Source organism: Buttiauxella izardii, from assembly GCF_003601925.1.
GTDB lineage: Bacteria > Pseudomonadota > Gammaproteobacteria > Enterobacterales > Enterobacteriaceae > Buttiauxella > Buttiauxella izardii.
Genome location: NZ_QZWH01000039.1, coordinates 86250 through 103679, shown reverse-complemented (window position 1 = coordinate 103679; position 17430 = coordinate 86250). Strand labels below are relative to the sequence as shown.

The window sequence follows — 17430 nt, the reverse complement described above, 5'->3', positions numbered from 1 at the left end:
CTGCGTGAACCGGTCGATAAGTTCTTCGACAAAGTGATGGTGAACGCAGAAGACAAAGAGCTGCGTATTAACCGTCTGACGCTGCTGGCTAAATTGCGTGAGTTGTTCCTGCAAGTGGCGGATATTTCGCTGCTTCAGTAACAACGTAGCTTTGTCGGATGATCCGACCGACGAAAAAGCGTTGTCAGCAATAAAAAAAACCGCCTAGGCGGTTTTTTTTATGTCATAAGCATCAGGGTAAAAACTTATTCCATCAACTGTTTACTGATCATTGGATTCGCCTGAATCAGGCGCATCAACTTCAGTTCGGTATTGGAGGGTCTGATTCGTTTTGATTCCCACTCCTGTACCATCGTTACACTCACGCCCATTGCGCGGGCGAAATCATCAATCTTAAGTCCGGTACTTTTTCTGAGTTGTTCAAATTCTGAAAATGCATTCGGCTTATCATTCATAGCCAGCGTTTGCGGTCGATCTTTAAAAACAATCTGCTCAAGGTTGCTCAGCAGTTCAATCATTGGATCTTTATATTCCATCGAGTACTCCTCATAAATCACACAATGGACAGTGAACACGTAAGAAGCTCATTAAGAATAGATGGAAAAAAAGCGTGCCGATGATTTTCACGCTAACTATTTTTTTGCTGCATGCAGCTTATGCGTTTCAGCAAAAAACTAAGGGGCTTAACGAATTGAAAAATCGGTGAACTGGCGGGGTGCGTATAAATTTGTAAATGGATATGCGAAAAAGGCAAAACGGCGGGGTTTGCCCGCCGTGTCGCTTTTCAAGTAATGAATTTTGCCATCATGCTTTTTGCGTAGTGTTATCCAGTTCGTGATTCTCGCTGCGCTTTTCAGCAGGATTTCGCAGCCCGGCCCAGGATTTCACCATCAGTGCGGTGGCGGAAAGCACCGCCGGAATCGCCAGCAGCATGAAAATAGTTTTGAACGACAGCTCGGCCTGCATCAGGAATGCGCCGCTAAACGCACCCAAAATCCCGCCGAAACGCCCCAGCCCTAACATCCACGCCACGCCGGTTGCACGCCCTTGCGTGGGGTAAAAACCTGCCGCCAGCGCAGGCATCGACGATTGTGCGCCGTTCATAATGGTGCCTGCGATAAACACCATCACACCCATTAACACCAGGCTCGAAGTAGAGAAACCGACCAGGCAGACGAACAGCCCCGTCAGCAAATAGCCCACCGCGACCACTTTATTTGGGTTCAGCTTGTCCATCAGCGCACCAATAATCAGCACGCCAATACCGCCACCGAGCGGGAACAGCGCGGTGATAATCGACGCCTGGCTGAGTGTCGCGCCGGTTTCACGAATCAGCAGCGGCAGCCAACTGGTCAGGAGATAGAAAATCAGCAGGCCCATGAAATAGGTCAGGCACAGCATTAAGGTTCCCACCAGATAACGCGGCGAGAAAATCACGCCCAGTGCGGTTTTATCTTTAATATGACCGCCCACTTCGTTCAGCACGAAGCGCAGGTTTTCACCTGATGGCAGTGGGGCGATGCGACGCATAATCGTGGCGATATCTTTCTGCGGTTTGTTTTTTACCACCAGATAACGCGCGGATTCTGGCAGCCAAATCATCAGCACTACGGAAAGAATCAGCGGCATCACGCCACCGAGCACTAAAACGCTCTGCCAGCCGTAATGCGGAATCATCCACGCCGAGACAAAACCGCCCATCGACGAACCAATCGGGAAGCCCACGAACATCAGGTTTACCAGTAACGCCCGTTTACGTTCTGGCGCGTATTCGGACATCAACGTTGCGGCGTTAGGCATCGCAGCGCCAAGGCCAAGACCGGTTAAAAAACGCAGCAGGGCGAGGGAGGTCAGGCTGGTGGCGAACGCTGTCAGCAGGCTAAAACCGCCGAAAACTAAAATCGACAACACCAACACTTTTTTACGCCCGATGCGGTCAGCCATCGGCCCGGCGGTTAACGCGCCCACCGCTAGCCCGACTAGCGCCGCGCTCATGACCGGGCCAAGATCCGATTTTTGCACGCCCCATTCCTGCACCAGGTCAGAGGCGATAAAACCAATAATCGCGGTATCGAAGCCGTCGAGTGCCACGGTAATAAAGCAGAGGATAAGGATCATCCACTGGTATTTCGAAAAGCGGTTGTCGTTAATAAATGCCTGAATATCAGTCGTTGTTGTCTTTGTCATAAGGCACGTCCTGAAGGATGCTGAGGTGTTCGATTATCGAACAATAATTCGTTAATCGTTCGTTAAATCAAACCACTCAGCAAGCGTTTGGGCAATCAATCGGCAGGTGTTTGTGTGCGATTATCGTACTGAATATACGGGCACCAGTAGCGACAATGAATTTAAGCGTTAAATATTAATAGGTTGAGATTGGCTTTCCGGCGACAGGATGTCACCGGATTTGTGAGGGGCTTAACAATCAAGCAACATTTACTTTTATGCTGCGGTTTCAATCACCATTAACAATTGCCCGGCATGAACCTGATGGCCCTGCTGGCGCTGGAAGGTGCGAATCACGCCATCCACCGGCGAGGTAATTGGGATTTCCATTTTCATCGACTCCAGAATGCCAATGGTTTGCCCGGCTTTCACCTGCTCGCCCGGCTCAACCAGCCATTGCCACACGCTCCCGGCGACCTGGCTTTCCACACCGCAACAGGAGTCGGGAATGAACTCATCGTTAGTCGGCGTTTCATCAAGGGCGCTATCGAAGGTGAATTGCCCCTCCGCCCGCCAGCGCGCCAGTTCTTCATCAAACGCGTGTTGGCGTTGCTGCTGGAAGGTGTCGATAGTTTCGGCTTCCTGCTCAAGCATTTGCTGATACGCGTCGAGGCTAAATTCGCCTTCTTCAATGCGTAGCGGATAGTCGCCCCACGGGAAACGCTCGCGGATTTCCAGTAACTCTTCGGCGCTGACTTCGTAAAAGCGAATCTGGTCAAAGAAGCGCAGCAGCCACGGTTTAGTGAACACTTCAGTCTGGCGGTCGCGGTTCCACATTTGCAAAGTGCGCCCGATAAACTGATAGCCGCCAGGCCCTTCCATGCCGTAAACGCACATATAAGCGCCGCCAATTCCCACCGAGTTTTCCGCAGTCCATGTTCGCGCCGGATTGTATTTGGTGGTGACCAGGCGGTGACGTGGGTCAAGCGGCGTGGCAACGGGTGCGCCCAGGTAAACATCCCCCAAACCCATCACTAAATAGCTGGCGTCAAAGACGATTTTTTTCACGTCGTCAATGGAGTCCAGCCCGTTAATGCGGCGAATAAACTCGATATTGCTCGGGCACCACGGCGCGCCGGGGCGAACCGACTGAGTGTAGCGGGTGATGGCTTCACGGCAGGCGGCATCGTCCCAGCTTAACGGCAGCCAGACGGTGCGCGACGGCACTTTAGCGTTTTGTAAATCGCCCAGCGCGTGATCGGCGGCAATAATCGTTTCCAGCAATGGCTGGCGCGGGCAACGGTGGTTGTCGAAATGAATTTGTAGCGAACGAATGCCTGGCGTCAGCTCCAGACGGCCTTCCTGCGGATGCGCTTCCAGCCACTGCATCAGCGCGTGAACGCGAAAACGCAGCGCGATATCCAGCACTTGTTCGCCGTATTCCACCAGTAAAAAGCGGTCGCCCGCCGCACGGATGGTGACGGACGGCATGCCGTTGTGGGCGGGATCGTGGTAGAGGATTGGGGAAATTATTGGGCATTGGACGCCCTCACCCCCAAGCGAAGGCAAACTGTGGGCGATCCCCTCTCCCTGTGGGAGAGGGTTAGGGTGAGGGCAAAGGTTGTCATCCAAACTCACCGCCACAAACTCAATTGTATCTCCGGCCTTAAGCTGCCCCAACTTCCACAAATCGTCACTAATAACCGTTGCCGGGCAGACAAAGCCGCCGAGCGACGGGCCGTCCGGGCCGAGGATCACCGGCATATCCCCGGTAAAATCCACGGTGCCAAAAGCATAAGCGTTATCGTGAATATTTGATGGGTGCATTCCCGCCTCGCCGCCGTCGCTACGCGCCCAGGTTGGTTTGGGGCCAATCAGGCGAATACCGGTGCGGCTCGAGTTGTAATGCACCTGCCAGCGGGCGGCAAAAAATTCCTCAATATCTTGTTCGGTGAAAAACTCCGGTGCGCCGTGCGGCCCGTAAACCACGCGCAACAGCCAGTTATTGCTGAGCTGTGGATAATCTTCTGCGGCTAATGAAGCGGCGTTACGGTGCTCGGCGGCGGCAAGATGCAAAACATCTCCTGCACGCAAAGCACGCCCGGCATGCCCGCCAAATTTCCCCAGCGTAAAGGTGCTACGGCTGCCGAGATATTCCGGGCAATTCAGCCCGCCCGCCAGCAGCAAATAGCTGCGGCAACCCGCGCCGATAATATCGCCGAGCGTTAAAACTTGCCCCGCGTTGGCATTGACGATCACACCGGTTGAAACCGTCTCGCCATCCAGCGTTGCGGCAATTTCTGCGCCTGTCAGCACAAACGCACATGGCTGATTAAAGCGCAGCGTCGGGCCGCGCAAGGTAATTTCCAGGCCAGCGGCTTGTGCGTCGTTGCCCAACAATTTATTGCCGACGGTAAAGGCGCGATTGTCGAACGGGCCGGAAGGAGGCACACCGACATGCCAGTAACCGCTGCGCCCCGGCGCGTCCTGAATGGTGGTCATGGTGCCGCCGGTTAATACATCCAGCGTCGCAGGTTGCCAGTTTACTTTTCCGAGCGTGGCGGTAATCACTCGCCCTTGTTGCACTTCTGGCAAAGTCAGTAAATATCGCAGCCAGTTGAGGTTGGTTTCAATGCCATACAGCGACGTTTGCTGCAAAGCTTTTGAAAGTGAGCTTAGCGCCTGCTCACGCGAATCGGCATGAACAATCACTTTTGCCAGCATCGGGTCGTAAAACGGTGAGACTTCACAGCCCGTCGCCAGCCAGTGATCGACGCGAAGCGTTGCGCCGTCGACCGCTTGCGGGAATATCACTTCACTTAACAGCCCAGCCACCGGCTGGAAGTTCTTCGCCGGATCTTCGGCATACACGCGCACCTGAATCGCATGGCCTTGCGGCGACGTGCGCAAAGATTCTAATGCTGGCAGCTCATTTGCACCCAGCGCCACCATCCAGCCCACAATATCCACGCCGTAAACCATCTCGGTCACGCCATGTTCCACCTGCAAACGCGTGTTCACTTCGAGGAACCAGAATTGCTCGCTGATGTCGTCGTAAACGTATTCCACCGTTCCGGCGCTGCGGTAATTTACCGCGCTGCAAAGCTCGACCGCCGTGCGGTGCAGGGCGCTGCGGGTCGCGTCAGACAAGCGTGGGGCAGGAGTTTCTTCAATCACTTTTTGGTTGCGGCGCTGTGCCGAGCAATCACGTTCGCCCAGAGCGATAACGTTGCCCGCCCCGTCGCCAAAAACTTGTACTTCGATGTGGCGAGCGTGAGCGATAAATTTCTCTAAAAAGACGCCATCGTCGGAGAAGTTATTGCCTGCGAGGCGTTTTACGCGGGTAAATGCCTCGTTCAATGCCGATGCGTTATCGCAACACTGCATGCCAATCCCGCCGCCGCCCGCCGTGCTTTTCAGCATCACCGGGTAGCCGATGCGGTTTGCTTCTTCCAGCGCGACATCCAGCGAAGTCAGCAGGCCACTGCCAGAAAGCAGCGGAACATGGTTCAACTCGGCCAGTTCGCGGGCGCGATGTTTAAGGCCGAAAGCTGCCATTTGCTCAACTGTCGGGCCAAGGAAAACGATATTTTCTGCGTCGCAGCGCTCGACAAAACTGGCGTTTTCACTCAGAAAACCGTAACCCGGATGCACCGCTTCTGCGCCGCTTTCTTTGATGATCGCAAATAGTTTGTCCTGGTTGAGGTACGTTTCGCGCACGTTGCCGTCGCCTAAAGAGAAGGCGAGATCGGCCTGGCGAACGTGTTGGGAGTGTTTATCAGCTTCGGCATAAACCGCAATTGCGGTGATGCCCATTTGCTTGAGGGTGCGGATGATACGCACCGCAATCGCGCCACGGTTGGCAATCAAGACTCGTTTAAACATAGCTGTTTCTCAGGCTCGCAGGTCGTCCTGCTGTCAATTCGGGCGCTGGAGTGCGGGCCGTCCCGCAGCGCAAAATGATTACCAGACGGCGACTTCAATCGGCGTTGGGTTGTAACCGTTGCACGGGTTGTTAAGCTGCGGGCAGTTGGAGATCAGCACCAGAACGTTCATTTTCGCCACCAGTTCGACGTATTTCCCCGGCGCTGAAATGCCATCGGCAAACTGCAATCCGCCTTCTTGAGTGACCGGCACGTTCATAAAGAAATTGATGTTGTGCGTGATATCGCGGCGCGTCAGGCCATATTCCGGGTGCTGCGCCACGGCGAGCAGCCAGCTGTCGCGGCAGGCGTGCATATGGCGTTTTTCTAATGAGTAACGCACGGTGTTGCTTTCGGTGGCGCAGGCCCCGCCGAGGGTGTCGTGGCGGCCACAGGTATCCGCCACAATTTCCAGCATCGGGCGGTCTTCGTTGGAGCGCAAAACGCTGCCGCTGGTGAGGAAAACGTTGCGCTGGCCGCGCAAAGTGTCGGTCACGCTGTAGCGCTCGGCGGTGTCGTCGGCGTTATAAAACAGTGTATCCGCCGCCTGGTTGCCCTCCAGATCGGTGATGCGCAGCGTCTGGCCTTCTTGCAGGCGATAAACCCAGTAATCTCCGGCGCTTACCGTGGCGCGCAGATGGGCGGTTTCTGTATGGCGTGGGCTTTCAGTCAGCATCCGCAGGCTCCTTCAGTCAGGATATAAAGTTCGTTGTTATGCAAGCCACGGCAGTTTTCTTCACGTTGCAGGCAGATTTCCGGCAGCGGCTGGCGGGTGGCATCCAGCGAGATCCCCAGCGCCTGGCGCGGGTAAGTCGTTGCCTCGTTCAATGGGTGCGGGCAGGAATGCAGAATCACTAAGGTGTCCATCGCAAAACGCAGCGTGACGGACGCGCCAGCAAGCCCCTGTTGTTCCAGTTTTAAATCGCCTTCGTCGCCGGCGGTGACTTTGGCGAAAAAGTTGATATTGGCTGCCATGTCGCGCTTACCGAGGCCGTATTTCGCCAGTTCAATCAGGAAGCTGTCGTAGCCGTTTTGATGGCGTTCGTTGCGGGCTTGCTGGTAATCCAGCGCACCAAATTGTTCGGCGATTTGCGCCGCGTTGCTGCTGCCGCAGACGGTTTCATGCCAGCCGAAACTGTCTTGTTCAATGCCGCAGAAAATGCGCCCCATATCGGAATACAGGCAGTGCCCGGCGGTGAGGCGGAAGGTGTGCTGGCATTTCAGGGTGTCCGGCGCGTTATAGCGCTCCAGCAGGTTTTCCGGGTTGTAAAACAGGGCGGCGGCGTTTACTCCACCATCGATGTCGGTAAGCGTGAGCGCAGTGCCACGGCGCATGATCAGCGACCAGTGGCTGCCCGCAGGGAGTTCGGTTTGGTAGGTCATGTTTGGCTCCTTATGGTTATCAATTTGGGTTCAGGACGCCCTCACCCTGGCCCTCTCCCCCAGGAGAGGGGATTGATCGAGTTCTGGACTCTCCCCCAGGAGAGGGGATTGATCGAGTTCTGGACTCTCCCCCAGGAGAGGGGATTGATCGGTGTCGTTGTTCTCCCTCTCCCTCAGGGAGAGGGTTGGGGTGAGGGTGGCCTTCCCTGCGGGCTGTCGGTCTAGCGGAATGTCATAAGTAATGCTCGCGCCCCAGCGGTCCGGCGCTTGCGGGTCGTGACGAACTTTGTCGAAAACCCACAAACGTGAACCGAGCGAAAACCCTTCTTTCAGGTCGTGCGTAATCATGAAAATGGTCAGGCGATGGCGCTCCCACAAATTGCTGATCAACAGGTGCATTTCGTTGCGAATACCGGGGTCGAGCGCGCCAAAGGGTTCATCGAGCAGCAGAATGCGCGGTTGTTTCATCAGCGCCTGAGCCAGCGCCAGGCGTTGCTGCATGCCGCCGGAAAGCTGGTGCGGGTATTTGTTTTGTGCGGACAACAGGCCAACCTGGTCGAGCATGGCGCGGGCGCGTTCACGAATTTCCTGGCGCTTCTTGCCCCACACGCGCCCCAGCCAGCGGGCGGTGCTGAATTCCTCCGCCAGCATCACATTGCCAATCACGGTCAGGTGCGGAAACACCGAGTAGCGCTGGAAAACTACGCCACGCTGGGCATCCGGTTCTTGCGAGATTGGTTTGCCATCAAGTAAAAATTGGCCTTTGGTGGCGGATTCCGTCCCGAGCAACATCTTCAGGAACGTGGTTTTCCCGCAGCCTGACGCGCCAACAATCGAGACAAATTCCCCTTCTTCAACGCTGACATTCAGCCGTTCCAGCACCACCTGGTCGCCGTAGTGCTTTTCGATATTTTTCAGTTCGAGCAACGCCATAGCGCCTCCTTATTTTGCGTAGTACCACGGGAAGCAGCGGCGATTAACCACGCGCAGCAGCAGGTCGAGGGTGAAAGCGAGCAGCGTAATCCACGCCACGTAAGGCAGAATCACGTCCATCGCCATGTAGCGGCGCATCAGGAAGATGCGATAACCCAGCCCTTCGGTGGCGGCGATGGCTTCGGCGGCAATCAGGAACAGCCACGCGGAACACAGCGACAAACGCACCGCGTCAATCAGGCGCGGCAACAGTTGTGGCAGCACCACGCGCCAGAGAATTTGCGCGCTGTGGCCGCCCAGCGTCTGGGCTTTCACCATTTGTTCGTGGGGAATCGCCTGCACCTGAAGCTGCAAATCGCGCACGATAAACGGCGTAATACCGATAACAATCAGCACCACTTTTGAGACTTCACCCAACCCAAAGGTGATGAATAAAATCGGTAAAATCGCCAGCGGGGGAATCAGCGCAATCAGGGTAATCAGCGGGGAAAGCACCGAGCGAACCACCGGAAGCGCGCCACAAAACAGGCCGAAAACCAGCGCCAGAAAGGCACTCAGCCCGACGCCTACCAGCAAACGCAGCAGGCTTGCGGCGCTGTCTGTCCAGAACAGATATTCGCCCGTACGCGGGCTTGGCGTGAACGCCATGCGGTCGATAGCCGCCCACATCGCATCAAATCCCGGCAGCAGTTTGTCGTAGCTGTTCGCCGCAAGGCGGGCATCAGAAGACACCAGATAAAAGAAAATCACCGCGACTAATGGCAAGGCGCCCATCAGCACGCGGGGCATTGGCTGAGGGTGATAGTTAATGATTTTGCGCATCGGGCATCTCCGGTTTACAGCGCGTTGCTGACGACGAGACGAAGAAACTCGTCGGTGAAGCGCAGTTTGGTGTTGTTGGTATCGCCCCAGCTTCCGGCTGGTGTCGCTACGCCGACAACATCGGCTGACGGCGCGGCCTCGCCCAATAAACCGTGTTTAAAGGAGAATTCGGCGACCATCTGCATGGTGGCTTTCAGTTGTGGACTGTCGGTGAAATCGAGCGCCAGTTTCGGGTCGCTGAATAAATGCGTGGCGGCGAGCTGGGCGTCGAATCCGGCTAAATCTGTGCCTGCGGCCTGGCCCATTTGCGTGCGGGCGGTTTTGGCGGTTTCCGATTCCCCCTGCATCACTTTCAGCGTTTCAAACCATGCGCCGGTCAAGGCTTTGCCAAGTTCCGGGTGGGCTTTCAGGGTTTCGGTGTTCACCACTAACAGGTCGAGAATTTCGCCGGGGATTTGGGCGGAAGAGAACAAGAGTTTGGCGTTGGGCTGTTTCTGCGCTTCGGCTAACAGCGGGTTCCAGGTGACGATGGATTTCACGTCCGGCGTGGTAAATGCCGCGACCAGATCCGCATCGGCGGTGTTTACGACTTTCACATCACGCTCGCTGAGGCCCGATTTTTCCAGCGCACGGGCGAGTAAATAGTGGGAAACCGAAAGCTCGACGAGGTTAATCGGCTGGCCTTTTAGCTCAGCGATAGATTTGGCGGATTTGGAAAGAATGCCGTCGTTGCCGTTGGAGTAGTCGCCAATAATCAGCGCGGTGCTATCGACGCCGCCGGCTGCGGGAATGGTCAGCGCATCCATGTTAGTCATGGTGCAGCCGTCAAATCCTCCGGCGGTGTATTGATTCACCGATTCGATATAGTCGTTAACCTGCACGAACTTAATATCTATGCCGTATTTATCAGCCCATTTTTTGACGATGCCGCTTTGCTGGGCGTAATCCCACGGCATCCAGCCTGCGTAGATAGACCAGCAGAGTTTAAATGAGGGTTTTGCGGCAAAGCTGCTGACACTAAACAGCGCGAGTGCGGCAAATAAGATTCCACGGTGGCAAGCTTTAAGCATGGTGGTTCCTCTGACGGTTGCGGAAAAAGGTGCAGGAGGGCGGCGCGCAATGGTCGCTTATCCTCCCGGGCTTTTGTCCCGCCGTGTAACCGCCAGAGGGCGGTCGATCACTCTCGGACCAGCATCTTTCGACCGGAACCCTAGTGATCCATTTTCAAATTGTCTGGCGACATCGGTTGCCCGCTTATCACCCCTGCAAGGTGATCTCAGCAAAATGAATGCCAGATCTGAATGCAGTGTTGTTTATCGTTTAATTACAATTGATTAACGTGATTTTTCGGCGTTGCACTGCCAATAAGCATTGCGCCAGCAAGGTGCAGAAAGGGGCAGGAAAGTGCACCATCAAAGCGCAAATTTACCTTAAAGAGATTGTTGTGAAAGGGTATCTTGCAAAGTCAGCTTGGACTATCCTTAGCAGCATTATTGGGTGCGCATTTGCGTATTTGCATTGAATGGTGAAAGGAGTAGAAAACATGGCGACAGGTAAGTCCTGGTCACGCTGGTTTGCGCCGCTTGCGGCAATTTTAATGGTGGTGAGTTTGAGTGGTTGCTTTGATAAAGAAGGCGATCAACGCAAGGCATTCATCGATTTCTTGCAAAACACGGCGATGCGCAGCGGCGAACGTTTGCCAACGCTGACAACTGACCAGAAGAAACAATTTGGCCCGCTGGTTTCTGATTACGCGATTCTGTATGGCTTCTCCCAGCAGGTGAACCAGGCGATGGACGATGGAATGCGCCCGGTTGCTGATAGCGTAAACAGCATTCGTGTCCCGCAGGATTACGTGACTCAGAGTGGCCCGCTGCGCCAGGCGAACGGTTCGTTAAACGTGTTAGGCCAGCAAGTTCAGAATGCAAAAATGCAGGCTGATAGCGCGCGTTCCACGTTGAAGCAGCCTGATGAGCTGAAAGTAGTTTACGACAAAGTTTACGAGAAAGTGGTGATCACTCCGGCTGCTGCGATGGAACCGTTAATTCCTGCGGCGCAAACCTTCACCGCGCAACTGGTGCAAGTGGGTGATTTCATCCAGCAGCAGGGCACTCAGGTTGGTTTCACCGCTGGTGGGATTCAGTTCCCAACCTCACAGCAGGCAAGCCAGTACAACTCGCTGATTGCTCCGCTGGCGTCACAGCATCAGGCGTTTATGCAGGCTTATAGCACCGCTAAAAACTCGATGCAGTAATCGTTGTTTCCCACCTCTTATACACAACTCACCCTGGCAATTTTATCAGGGTGAGATCTTTAAGCCTCGCTGATTTACCGTTCACCCGTGCGTTCAATGGCTATATAAAATACTGAACACCGGGTGAACGGAACTGTCCCCCGACTCACGGAGATGTGACTAAGAGACAGTGTAAAGGCGGGGGATCCCAGAGATGGCCTGAGCTCCAGCCCTGCGGACGGCTAAAATAAACCTTGTTATTCACCCTGCTTATATGAGTTAATGCATCCATCGGTTTGAAGCACAGACCCTTAAGCAGTTTAGTAGCGCAGTCCTCAAAGAGTTATCATAGATACCCTTCGACGTGATCTACCTTCCTTTATCGCTTTAAAAAATCTGTAAAACATTCCAAATGCGCCGGAAGGCAAATTTAATTTAAAAGGTAATATCTATGTCTAACAAAATGACTGGTCTCGTAAAATGGTTCAACTCTGACAAAGGCTTCGGCTTCATCACTCCTGACGATGGCTCAAAAGACGTGTTCGTACACTTCTCTGCTATCCAGAACGATGGCTACAAATCTTTAGACGAAGGCCAGAAAGTGTCTTTCACCATCGAAAGTGGTGCTAAAGGCCCAGCTGCTGGTAACGTAACTAACCTGTAAGGTTAGCGTTAGCAAAGCTAAGAATTTAAAAACCCGCCTCGGCGGGTTTTTTCGTATCTGGGGTTTATTTACCCAACTTACTTCCCAAACAACCGCCGCGAATTATCTTCAATCTTTCCTGAAATGCGCCGTTTCTGCATGGTGCGCGTCCAGCTAACCGACAATCCCGCCGCCGATAGCAATCGGTGATACTGCTCATCATCGAACGGCATATGCCAGGCTATGGCAATCGCTTCTGCGACTGTTACATCGCTTACGCGAGAAACCAGTTCCAGCGGGGAATCCGTTGACACATTTCCTGCCAGAATCACGCGATACAGCCAGCCGCAATAACCCGTTTCCTGCATCAAAGACGACATATCGCTAATGCCAAAATGGTAGTTCAGCTTGTAGCACGGCGAACGCGGCTGCGTGACCTGAATCAGCGCCTCGCCCCAACGGAAAATATCGCCGATATAGACATCTTTTTCCGTCAGCCCTTCGGTCGATAAGTTTTCGCCATACGCTGGAGCGGTAAACAGTTCAGCCTGTTCAGGGAATTCACGCGCCCAATAAACATAATGCTCACGCGGATAGTGGCACAACGCGCGATCCGGCCCGCCATGCACGATTTTTTCCGCTTGTTGATCGCCTTCAAGGCCCACTTCCGTCAGCTTTAACTCGCCATCCACCTGATATTTAGCGATAGCGCTCGGTTTGCTGCCCGTATATTCACGGACTTTGCCAACATAAACATTTACCGGATAGTGCATCTGAACCTCCCTGCAACAGACATAAAAAAAGCGAGCCATCAGGCTCGCCTCTCGTCAGTTGCTTTGCAACTTATTTTTTAGCGGCAAAACGTGCTGCTGCTTCGTCCCAGTTCACTACATCCCAGAATGCTTTGATGTAGTCAGGGCGACGGTTTTGGAATTTCAGGTAGTAAGCGTGTTCCCACACATCCAGACCCACGATTGGGAAACCGGATACGCCAGCGACCGCTTCACCCATCAGAGGGCTGTCCTGGTTTGCAGTAGAAACTACCGCCAGTTTGTCGCCTTTCAGAACCAGCCACGCCCAGCCGGAGCCGAAACGTGTTGCTGCTGCTTTCTCAAATTCTGCTTTGAAGTTATCAACGCTACCGAAATCACGCTCGATGGCTGCCTTCAGGTCACCTTGCAGAGTGGTGCCAGTTTTCAGGCCTTTCCAGAAGAAGCTGTGGTTAGCGTGGCCGCCAGCGTTGTTACGCAGCACGGTTTTCTTGTCAGCTGGCAGTTGATCCAGTTTAGCGATCAGCTCTTCAACTGGCAGGCTTGCGAACTCTGGCAGAGATTCCAGCGCTGCATTCGCGTTGTTTACGTACGCCTGGTGGTGTTTGCTGTGATGGATTTCCATCGTTTGCTTGTCGAAATGCGGTTCCAGTGCGTCGTATGCGTAAGGCAGGGATGGCAGGGTATAGCTCATATTCTTAACTCCTTGAAGGGGTAAAGTATCAACTGGCGCATATCTGTTAACGCCGCGTAATCAGTTGGTTCATTATAGTTAATTAAATGATATTGAAAATGATTATCAATGCCGTAGTTTTTATAAGGTTATAACTTTTCGGCATGATGGCGAAAATGTGAGCGTTGTCAGGTGGATAAATCGTTTTTTGCCATGCCGTGCAGAAACTGGCATTACCGCAAAGGCAGCGCGGCGAAATTAGGGTGATAGTCGGCGTTTCTTCAAACGCTGGAGCACGCACATGTCGCTTAATATCGCCCTTTTTGGTATCGGCCTTGATACTTACTGGCCGCAATTTTCGGGCCTCGAACAACGCCTGTCTGGCTATTTGCAGCACATCGACCAACGCCTCACCACGCTTAACGCCACGGTTATCAACGGCGGCCTGATTGATAGCGTTGCCAAAGCTGATACTTTTGCCACGCAACTGCAAAGCCAGCCGGTCGATGCCATCGTGCTGTATATCAGCACCTACGCCCTGAGTTCGACCGTGCTGCCGCTGTTGCAAAAGATTAACAAGCCGGTGATTATCCTGGCACTGCAACCGGAGCTGGGCCTGCCGTACAGCAAAATCCGCGACATGACCGATCGCGGCGCGCGCACTGGCGAATGGCTCGCCCATTGCCAGGCGTGCAGCGCACCGGAACTGGCGAACGTGTTTAATCGCGCGGGCATTCGCTATCAACTTATCGTCGGCGCGTTACAGGGCGATGACTATGTCTGGCAGCAAACGGAGCAATGGCTGCAAGCGCTTGAAGTGCAAAAGGAGCTGGCGGCCTGCCAGGTCGGCGTGCTCGGGCATTACTACGACGGCATGGTGGATGTTTACAGCAACATGACCAACCTGAGCGCAAAGCTCGGCGTGCGTTTCAAGCCGCTGGAAATGTGCGAACTGGCGGAATACCGCGAGCAAGTCACGCCCGAGGCCGGCGCACAAAAATGGCAGGAAGTGGAAACCTCGCTGCAAATCGACCCGTCCTGTGAAAAGGCCGAACTGGATCGCGCGGTGCAAACCGCCTGTGCGATGGACAAACTCATCGAAAACAACCAGCTCGGCGCACTCGCCTATTACTACGAAGGGCGCAACGGCAACGCTTACGAGAACATTATCACCTCGATTATTCTCGGCAACACGCTGCTGACTCAGCGCGGCGTTCCGGTCGCCGGGGAGTATGAAATCAAAAACGTGCTGGCGATGAAAATCCAGCAATTGCTTGGCGCGGGCGGTTCGTTCTCCGAGCCTTACGGCATTGAATTTGCTGATGATGTGGTGCTGTGGGGGCACGACGGCCCGGCTCATCCGTTAATGGCGCAAGGTGATGTGCGCCTGGTGCCGCTGCCGGTTTATCACGGCAAACCGGGCAAAGGCGTGTCGATTCAGATGACGGTGAAACCCGGCCCGGTGACTTTCCTTTCTATTGTTGAAGACGCGCAAAACGGCGTGCGTTTGCAGTATGCCGAAGGGCAAGCGGTGGCGGGCGAGGTGCTGGATATCGGCAACACCAACAGCCGCTACCGTTTCCCGTTATCGGCACGCGACTTCACGACTCAATGGTGCCTCGGCGGGCCTGCTCATCATTGTGCAATTGGTCTTGGGCATCAGGGTGAGGTTCTGGAAAAACTCGCCTGGCTGCTTGGCTTGCAGAGCGTGAAAATCTGTTAATCCGAGAAATGGTGGATGACGCGTATCGCTTATCCACCCTACAAAAACAGGTTGAAGGGATATAAAGAACTGTGACTCCCATCAATCCTACCCCCTGAATTTTGCCAGCTTTACCCCTGCGGCGGCAGTGCATGGAAGGTTAGCCAATCGCTCACTCTTTAGACTCACTGGCAATGGGGTAATGCGCTGTCACCCCTGCGTTTTTTAGTTAAAACAGAGGGATGGATAATGAGTAATGCAATAACAATGGGGATAATTTGGCATCTGGTGGGTGCTGCAAGCGCCGCCTGTTTTTACGCCCCTTTTAAGAAAGTACAGCACTGGTCCTGGGAAACCATGTGGGCAATTGGCGGTTTTGTCTCATGGATCATTTTGCCATGGTTGGTCAGTTACATTCTGCTGCCAGATTTTTGGGCTTACTACGGTTCGTTTAACGCTTCAACGCTGCTGCCAATCTTCTTGTTCGGCGCAATGTGGGGCATCGGCAACATTAACTACGGCCTGACGATGCGCTATCTCGGCATGTCGATGGGCATCGGGATCGCGATTGGTATCACACTGATTGTCGGCACTTTAATGACGCCAATTATTGCCGGTAAATTTGATGTATTAATCGGCACTCCTGGCGGGCGCATGACGCTGCTCGGTGTTCTGGTGGCACTGGTTGGCGTGGCGATTGTCACCCGCGCAGGCCAACTGAAAGAGCGCAAAATGGGTATCAGAGCCGAAGAGTTCAACCTGAAAAAAGGGTTGGTTCTGGCGGTGATGTGCGGCATCTTCTCGGCGGGTATGTCATTTGCGATGGACGCCGCAAAACCGATGCATGAAGCGGCTGCTGCACTGGGCGTCGACGCGCTATACGTCGCGTTGCCAAGCTACGTGATTATTATGGGCGGCGGGGCGGTCATAAACCTCGGCTACTGCTTCATTCGTCTGGCAAAAATGCAGAACCTGTCGATAAAAGCCGACTTCTCGCTGGCAAAACCGCTGATCATCAGCAACGTGCTGTTCGCAGCCCTTGCCGGTTTGATGTGGTATCTGCAATTCTTCTTCTACGCCTGGGGCCACGCCAAAATTCCTGCGCAATACGACTACATGAGCTGGATGTTGCACATGAGTTTCTACGTGCTGTGCGGCGGTTTGGTTGGCTTGATTATGAAAGAGTGGAAGTCAGCAGGCAGAAGGCCTGTGGGCGTTTTGAGCATCGGTTGCGTGGTGATTATCATCGCGGCAAACATTGTCGGATTAGGCATGGCGGCCTGATTACGCTTCTACCGTGTACCGTTGACGCCACATTCGTGGCGTCATTCCCGTCTCTTTGGTAAACACCACCGAAAAGTAATTACTGTCCTCAAAGCCGCAGCGCGTGGCGATATCGCCAATCAACAGCTCGCTACGGCGCAATAAATCCTGTGCCTGGCAAATCCTCAACTGACGCAAATACTGGCTGATACTCATGCCAGTTTGCTGGCGGAAGAACTGCCGCAAATTCCGTTCTGCAAGTTGATGTTGTTGGCAAAACTGCGAGAGTTCAAAAGGCACGTCGAGGCTTTTCCCGAGTGCGGCCATCAGTAAATCGAGGGTTTCGTTGCTGTCCGGCCCGGCGGAATCCTGGGACTGATAACGGTGGCGGCGCAGCAGAATACACAGTTGCAGGAACAGGCTCTCCGTCAGGCATAACGACAGCGCATCGGGCTTCACGCTTTCGTGTTCCAGTTGGCCGATTATCTGCCGCGCCTGCGCCATGCCGTGGCTGCTCAAACGCCAGCGCGGGTCCTTTCCAGAAGCCGCCGCATTGTCGAGCAAATCATTCCAGTCAACGTTGAGTTTTAGCCGTTCCGGACAATAGATAATGTTATGCAGCACCAGGCCGTTAACCGATTCGTAGCTGTGGCGATCCTCGGCGCGGATATAAAACAGGTCGCCGCAGGTAATGCGATAGGGGCGGTCGTTCAGGATGTGCAAACCGTTGCCGCGCCATACCAGCACCAGCTCGCAGAAATCATGGGTATGTTCGGCAAAGACGTTTTGCGGATAGCGGTCAGCCACCGCCACGGGCTGCGTGGCAGAGGCAAAAAAATCTGCTTTTTTGAGAATTAAATGACCCGCCACCGCAACACCTCAAAAGCCCAAACTCAATGGTGGTTTATCCACCCGACAA

General features: G+C 54.1%; 16 protein-coding genes and 1 riboswitch. Of the genes, 5 read left to right on the top strand and 11 right to left on the bottom strand.

Going from position 1 to position 17430, the window contains the following annotated elements; all coding sequences use genetic code 11:
* On the top strand, positions 1-141 hold a 141-nt coding region (locus tag D6029_RS22685; RefSeq protein ID WP_244212420.1), incomplete at its 5' end, for a hypothetical protein.
* A gap of 104 nt (positions 142-245) precedes the next feature.
* Here D6029_RS22685 and D6029_RS16805 read toward each other — a convergent pair.
* The 8 genes from D6029_RS16805 to D6029_RS16770 form a co-directional block, all read right to left on the bottom strand.
* The gene (locus D6029_RS16805) at positions 246-536 is read right to left on the bottom strand and encodes an HTH-type transcriptional regulator (protein WP_120065894.1); all 291 of its coding nucleotides are present in this window, start codon (positions 534-536) and stop codon (positions 246-248) included.
* A gap of 268 nt (positions 537-804) precedes the next feature.
* Positions 805-2187: an MFS transporter gene (locus tag D6029_RS16800; protein ID WP_120065893.1), complete on the bottom strand. Its 1383-nt coding sequence runs from the start codon at positions 2185-2187 to the stop codon at positions 805-807.
* Between the two features lie 255 nt (positions 2188-2442).
* Positions 2443-6051 (bottom strand): urea carboxylase, encoded by a 3609-nt coding sequence (gene uca, locus D6029_RS16795; RefSeq protein WP_120065892.1) that lies wholly within the window; start codon positions 6049-6051, stop codon positions 2443-2445.
* 78 nt (positions 6052-6129) lie between these two features.
* The gene (locus tag D6029_RS16790) at positions 6130-6765 is read right to left on the bottom strand and encodes an urea amidolyase associated protein UAAP2 (RefSeq protein WP_120065891.1); all 636 of its coding nucleotides are present in this window, start codon (positions 6763-6765) and stop codon (positions 6130-6132) included.
* The gene (locus tag D6029_RS16785; RefSeq protein ID WP_120065890.1) at positions 6759-7472 is read right to left on the bottom strand and encodes an urea amidolyase associated protein UAAP1; all 714 of its coding nucleotides are present in this window, start codon (positions 7470-7472) and stop codon (positions 6759-6761) included. Before D6029_RS16785 ends, D6029_RS16790 begins: the two co-directional genes overlap by 7 nt.
* A gap of 30 nt (positions 7473-7502) precedes the next feature.
* On the bottom strand, positions 7503-8405 hold the full coding sequence (locus D6029_RS16780; protein WP_120065889.1) for an ABC transporter ATP-binding protein: 903 nt from the start codon (positions 8403-8405) through the stop codon (positions 7503-7505).
* A gap of 9 nt (positions 8406-8414) precedes the next feature.
* Entirely contained in the window at positions 8415-9227 is an 813-nt protein-coding gene (locus tag D6029_RS16775) for an ABC transporter permease (RefSeq protein WP_120065888.1), read from the bottom strand.
* 14 nt (positions 9228-9241) lie between these two features.
* Positions 9242-10297 carry a putative urea ABC transporter substrate-binding protein gene (locus D6029_RS16770; RefSeq protein WP_120065887.1) on the bottom strand — a complete coding sequence of 352 codons (1056 nt, stop codon included), beginning with the start codon at positions 10295-10297 and terminating at the stop codon, positions 9242-9244.
* 60 nt (positions 10298-10357) lie between these two features.
* Positions 10358-10452, bottom strand: a riboswitch (guanidine-I (ykkC/yxkD leader).
* A gap of 318 nt (positions 10453-10770) precedes the next feature.
* Between D6029_RS16770 and D6029_RS16765 the strand changes: the two genes are divergently transcribed.
* Both D6029_RS16765 and cspE read left to right on the top strand, forming a co-directional pair.
* Positions 10771-11481 carry a DUF3053 domain-containing protein gene (locus D6029_RS16765; RefSeq protein WP_120065886.1) on the top strand — a complete coding sequence of 237 codons (711 nt, stop codon included), beginning with the start codon at positions 10771-10773 and terminating at the stop codon, positions 11479-11481.
* A 430-nt stretch (positions 11482-11911) separates the two neighbouring features.
* The gene (gene cspE, locus D6029_RS16760; protein ID WP_120065885.1) at positions 11912-12124 is read left to right on the top strand and encodes a transcription antiterminator/RNA stability regulator CspE; all 213 of its coding nucleotides are present in this window, start codon (positions 11912-11914) and stop codon (positions 12122-12124) included.
* 77 nt (positions 12125-12201) lie between these two features.
* Here cspE and yiiM read toward each other — a convergent pair whose 3' ends face one another.
* Positions 12202-12876 (bottom strand): 6-hydroxyaminopurine reductase, encoded by a 675-nt coding sequence (yiiM, locus tag D6029_RS16755; protein ID WP_120065884.1) that lies wholly within the window; start codon positions 12874-12876, stop codon positions 12202-12204.
* Positions 12877-12946: 70 nt separating this feature from the next.
* On the bottom strand, positions 12947-13567 hold the full coding sequence (sodA, locus tag D6029_RS16750; protein ID WP_120065883.1) for a superoxide dismutase [Mn]: 621 nt from the start codon (positions 13565-13567) through the stop codon (positions 12947-12949).
* Positions 13568-13847: 280 nt separating this feature from the next.
* Here sodA and D6029_RS16740 point away from each other — a divergent pair, with 280 nt between their 5' ends.
* Together D6029_RS16740 and rhaT are read left to right on the top strand one after the other, a co-directional pair.
* Positions 13848-15269 carry an L-fucose/L-arabinose isomerase family protein gene (locus D6029_RS16740; protein WP_120065881.1) on the top strand — a complete coding sequence of 474 codons (1422 nt, stop codon included), beginning with the start codon at positions 13848-13850 and terminating at the stop codon, positions 15267-15269.
* Positions 15270-15497: 228 nt separating this feature from the next.
* Positions 15498-16532 (top strand): L-rhamnose/proton symporter RhaT, encoded by a 1035-nt coding sequence (gene rhaT, locus D6029_RS16735; protein WP_120065880.1) that lies wholly within the window; start codon positions 15498-15500, stop codon positions 16530-16532.
* On the opposite strand, the gene rhaR is transcribed toward rhaT, so the two are convergent.
* Positions 16533-17381 (bottom strand): HTH-type transcriptional activator RhaR, encoded by an 849-nt coding sequence (gene rhaR / locus D6029_RS16730; protein ID WP_120065879.1) that lies wholly within the window; start codon positions 17379-17381, stop codon positions 16533-16535.
* Positions 17382-17430 lie beyond the last annotated feature (49 nt).

Bases quoted from the DNA above. Each gene is read 5' to 3' on its own strand.
- D6029_RS16805 (WP_120065894.1), bottom strand. From the start codon at position 536: ATGGAATATAAAGATCCAATGATTGAACTGCTGAGCAACCTTGAGCAG.
- D6029_RS16800 (WP_120065893.1), bottom strand. From the start codon at position 2,187: ATGACAAAGACAACAACGACTGATATTCAGGCATTTATTAACGACAAC.
- uca (WP_120065892.1), bottom strand. From the start codon at position 6,051: ATGTTTAAACGAGTCTTGATTGCCAACCGTGGCGCGATTGCGGTGCGT.
- D6029_RS16790 (WP_120065891.1), bottom strand. From the start codon at position 6,765: ATGCTGACTGAAAGCCCACGCCATACAGAAACCGCCCATCTGCGCGCC.
- D6029_RS16785 (WP_120065890.1), bottom strand. From the start codon at position 7,472: ATGACCTACCAAACCGAACTCCCTGCGGGCAGCCACTGGTCGCTGATC.
- D6029_RS16780 (WP_120065889.1), bottom strand. From the start codon at position 8,405: ATGGCGTTGCTCGAACTGAAAAATATCGAAAAGCACTACGGCGACCAG.
- D6029_RS16775 (WP_120065888.1), bottom strand. From the start codon at position 9,227: ATGCGCAAAATCATTAACTATCACCCTCAGCCAATGCCCCGCGTGCTG.
- D6029_RS16770 (WP_120065887.1), bottom strand. From the start codon at position 10,297: ATGCTTAAAGCTTGCCACCGTGGAATCTTATTTGCCGCACTCGCGCTG.
- D6029_RS16765 (WP_120065886.1), top strand. From the start codon at position 10,771: ATGGCGACAGGTAAGTCCTGGTCACGCTGGTTTGCGCCGCTTGCGGCA.
- cspE (WP_120065885.1), top strand. From the start codon at position 11,912: ATGTCTAACAAAATGACTGGTCTCGTAAAATGGTTCAACTCTGACAAA.
- yiiM (WP_120065884.1), bottom strand. From the start codon at position 12,876: ATGCACTATCCGGTAAATGTTTATGTTGGCAAAGTCCGTGAATATACG.
- sodA (WP_120065883.1), bottom strand. From the start codon at position 13,567: ATGAGCTATACCCTGCCATCCCTGCCTTACGCATACGACGCACTGGAA.
- D6029_RS16740 (WP_120065881.1), top strand. From the start codon at position 13,848: ATGTCGCTTAATATCGCCCTTTTTGGTATCGGCCTTGATACTTACTGG.
- rhaT (WP_120065880.1), top strand. From the start codon at position 15,498: ATGAGTAATGCAATAACAATGGGGATAATTTGGCATCTGGTGGGTGCT.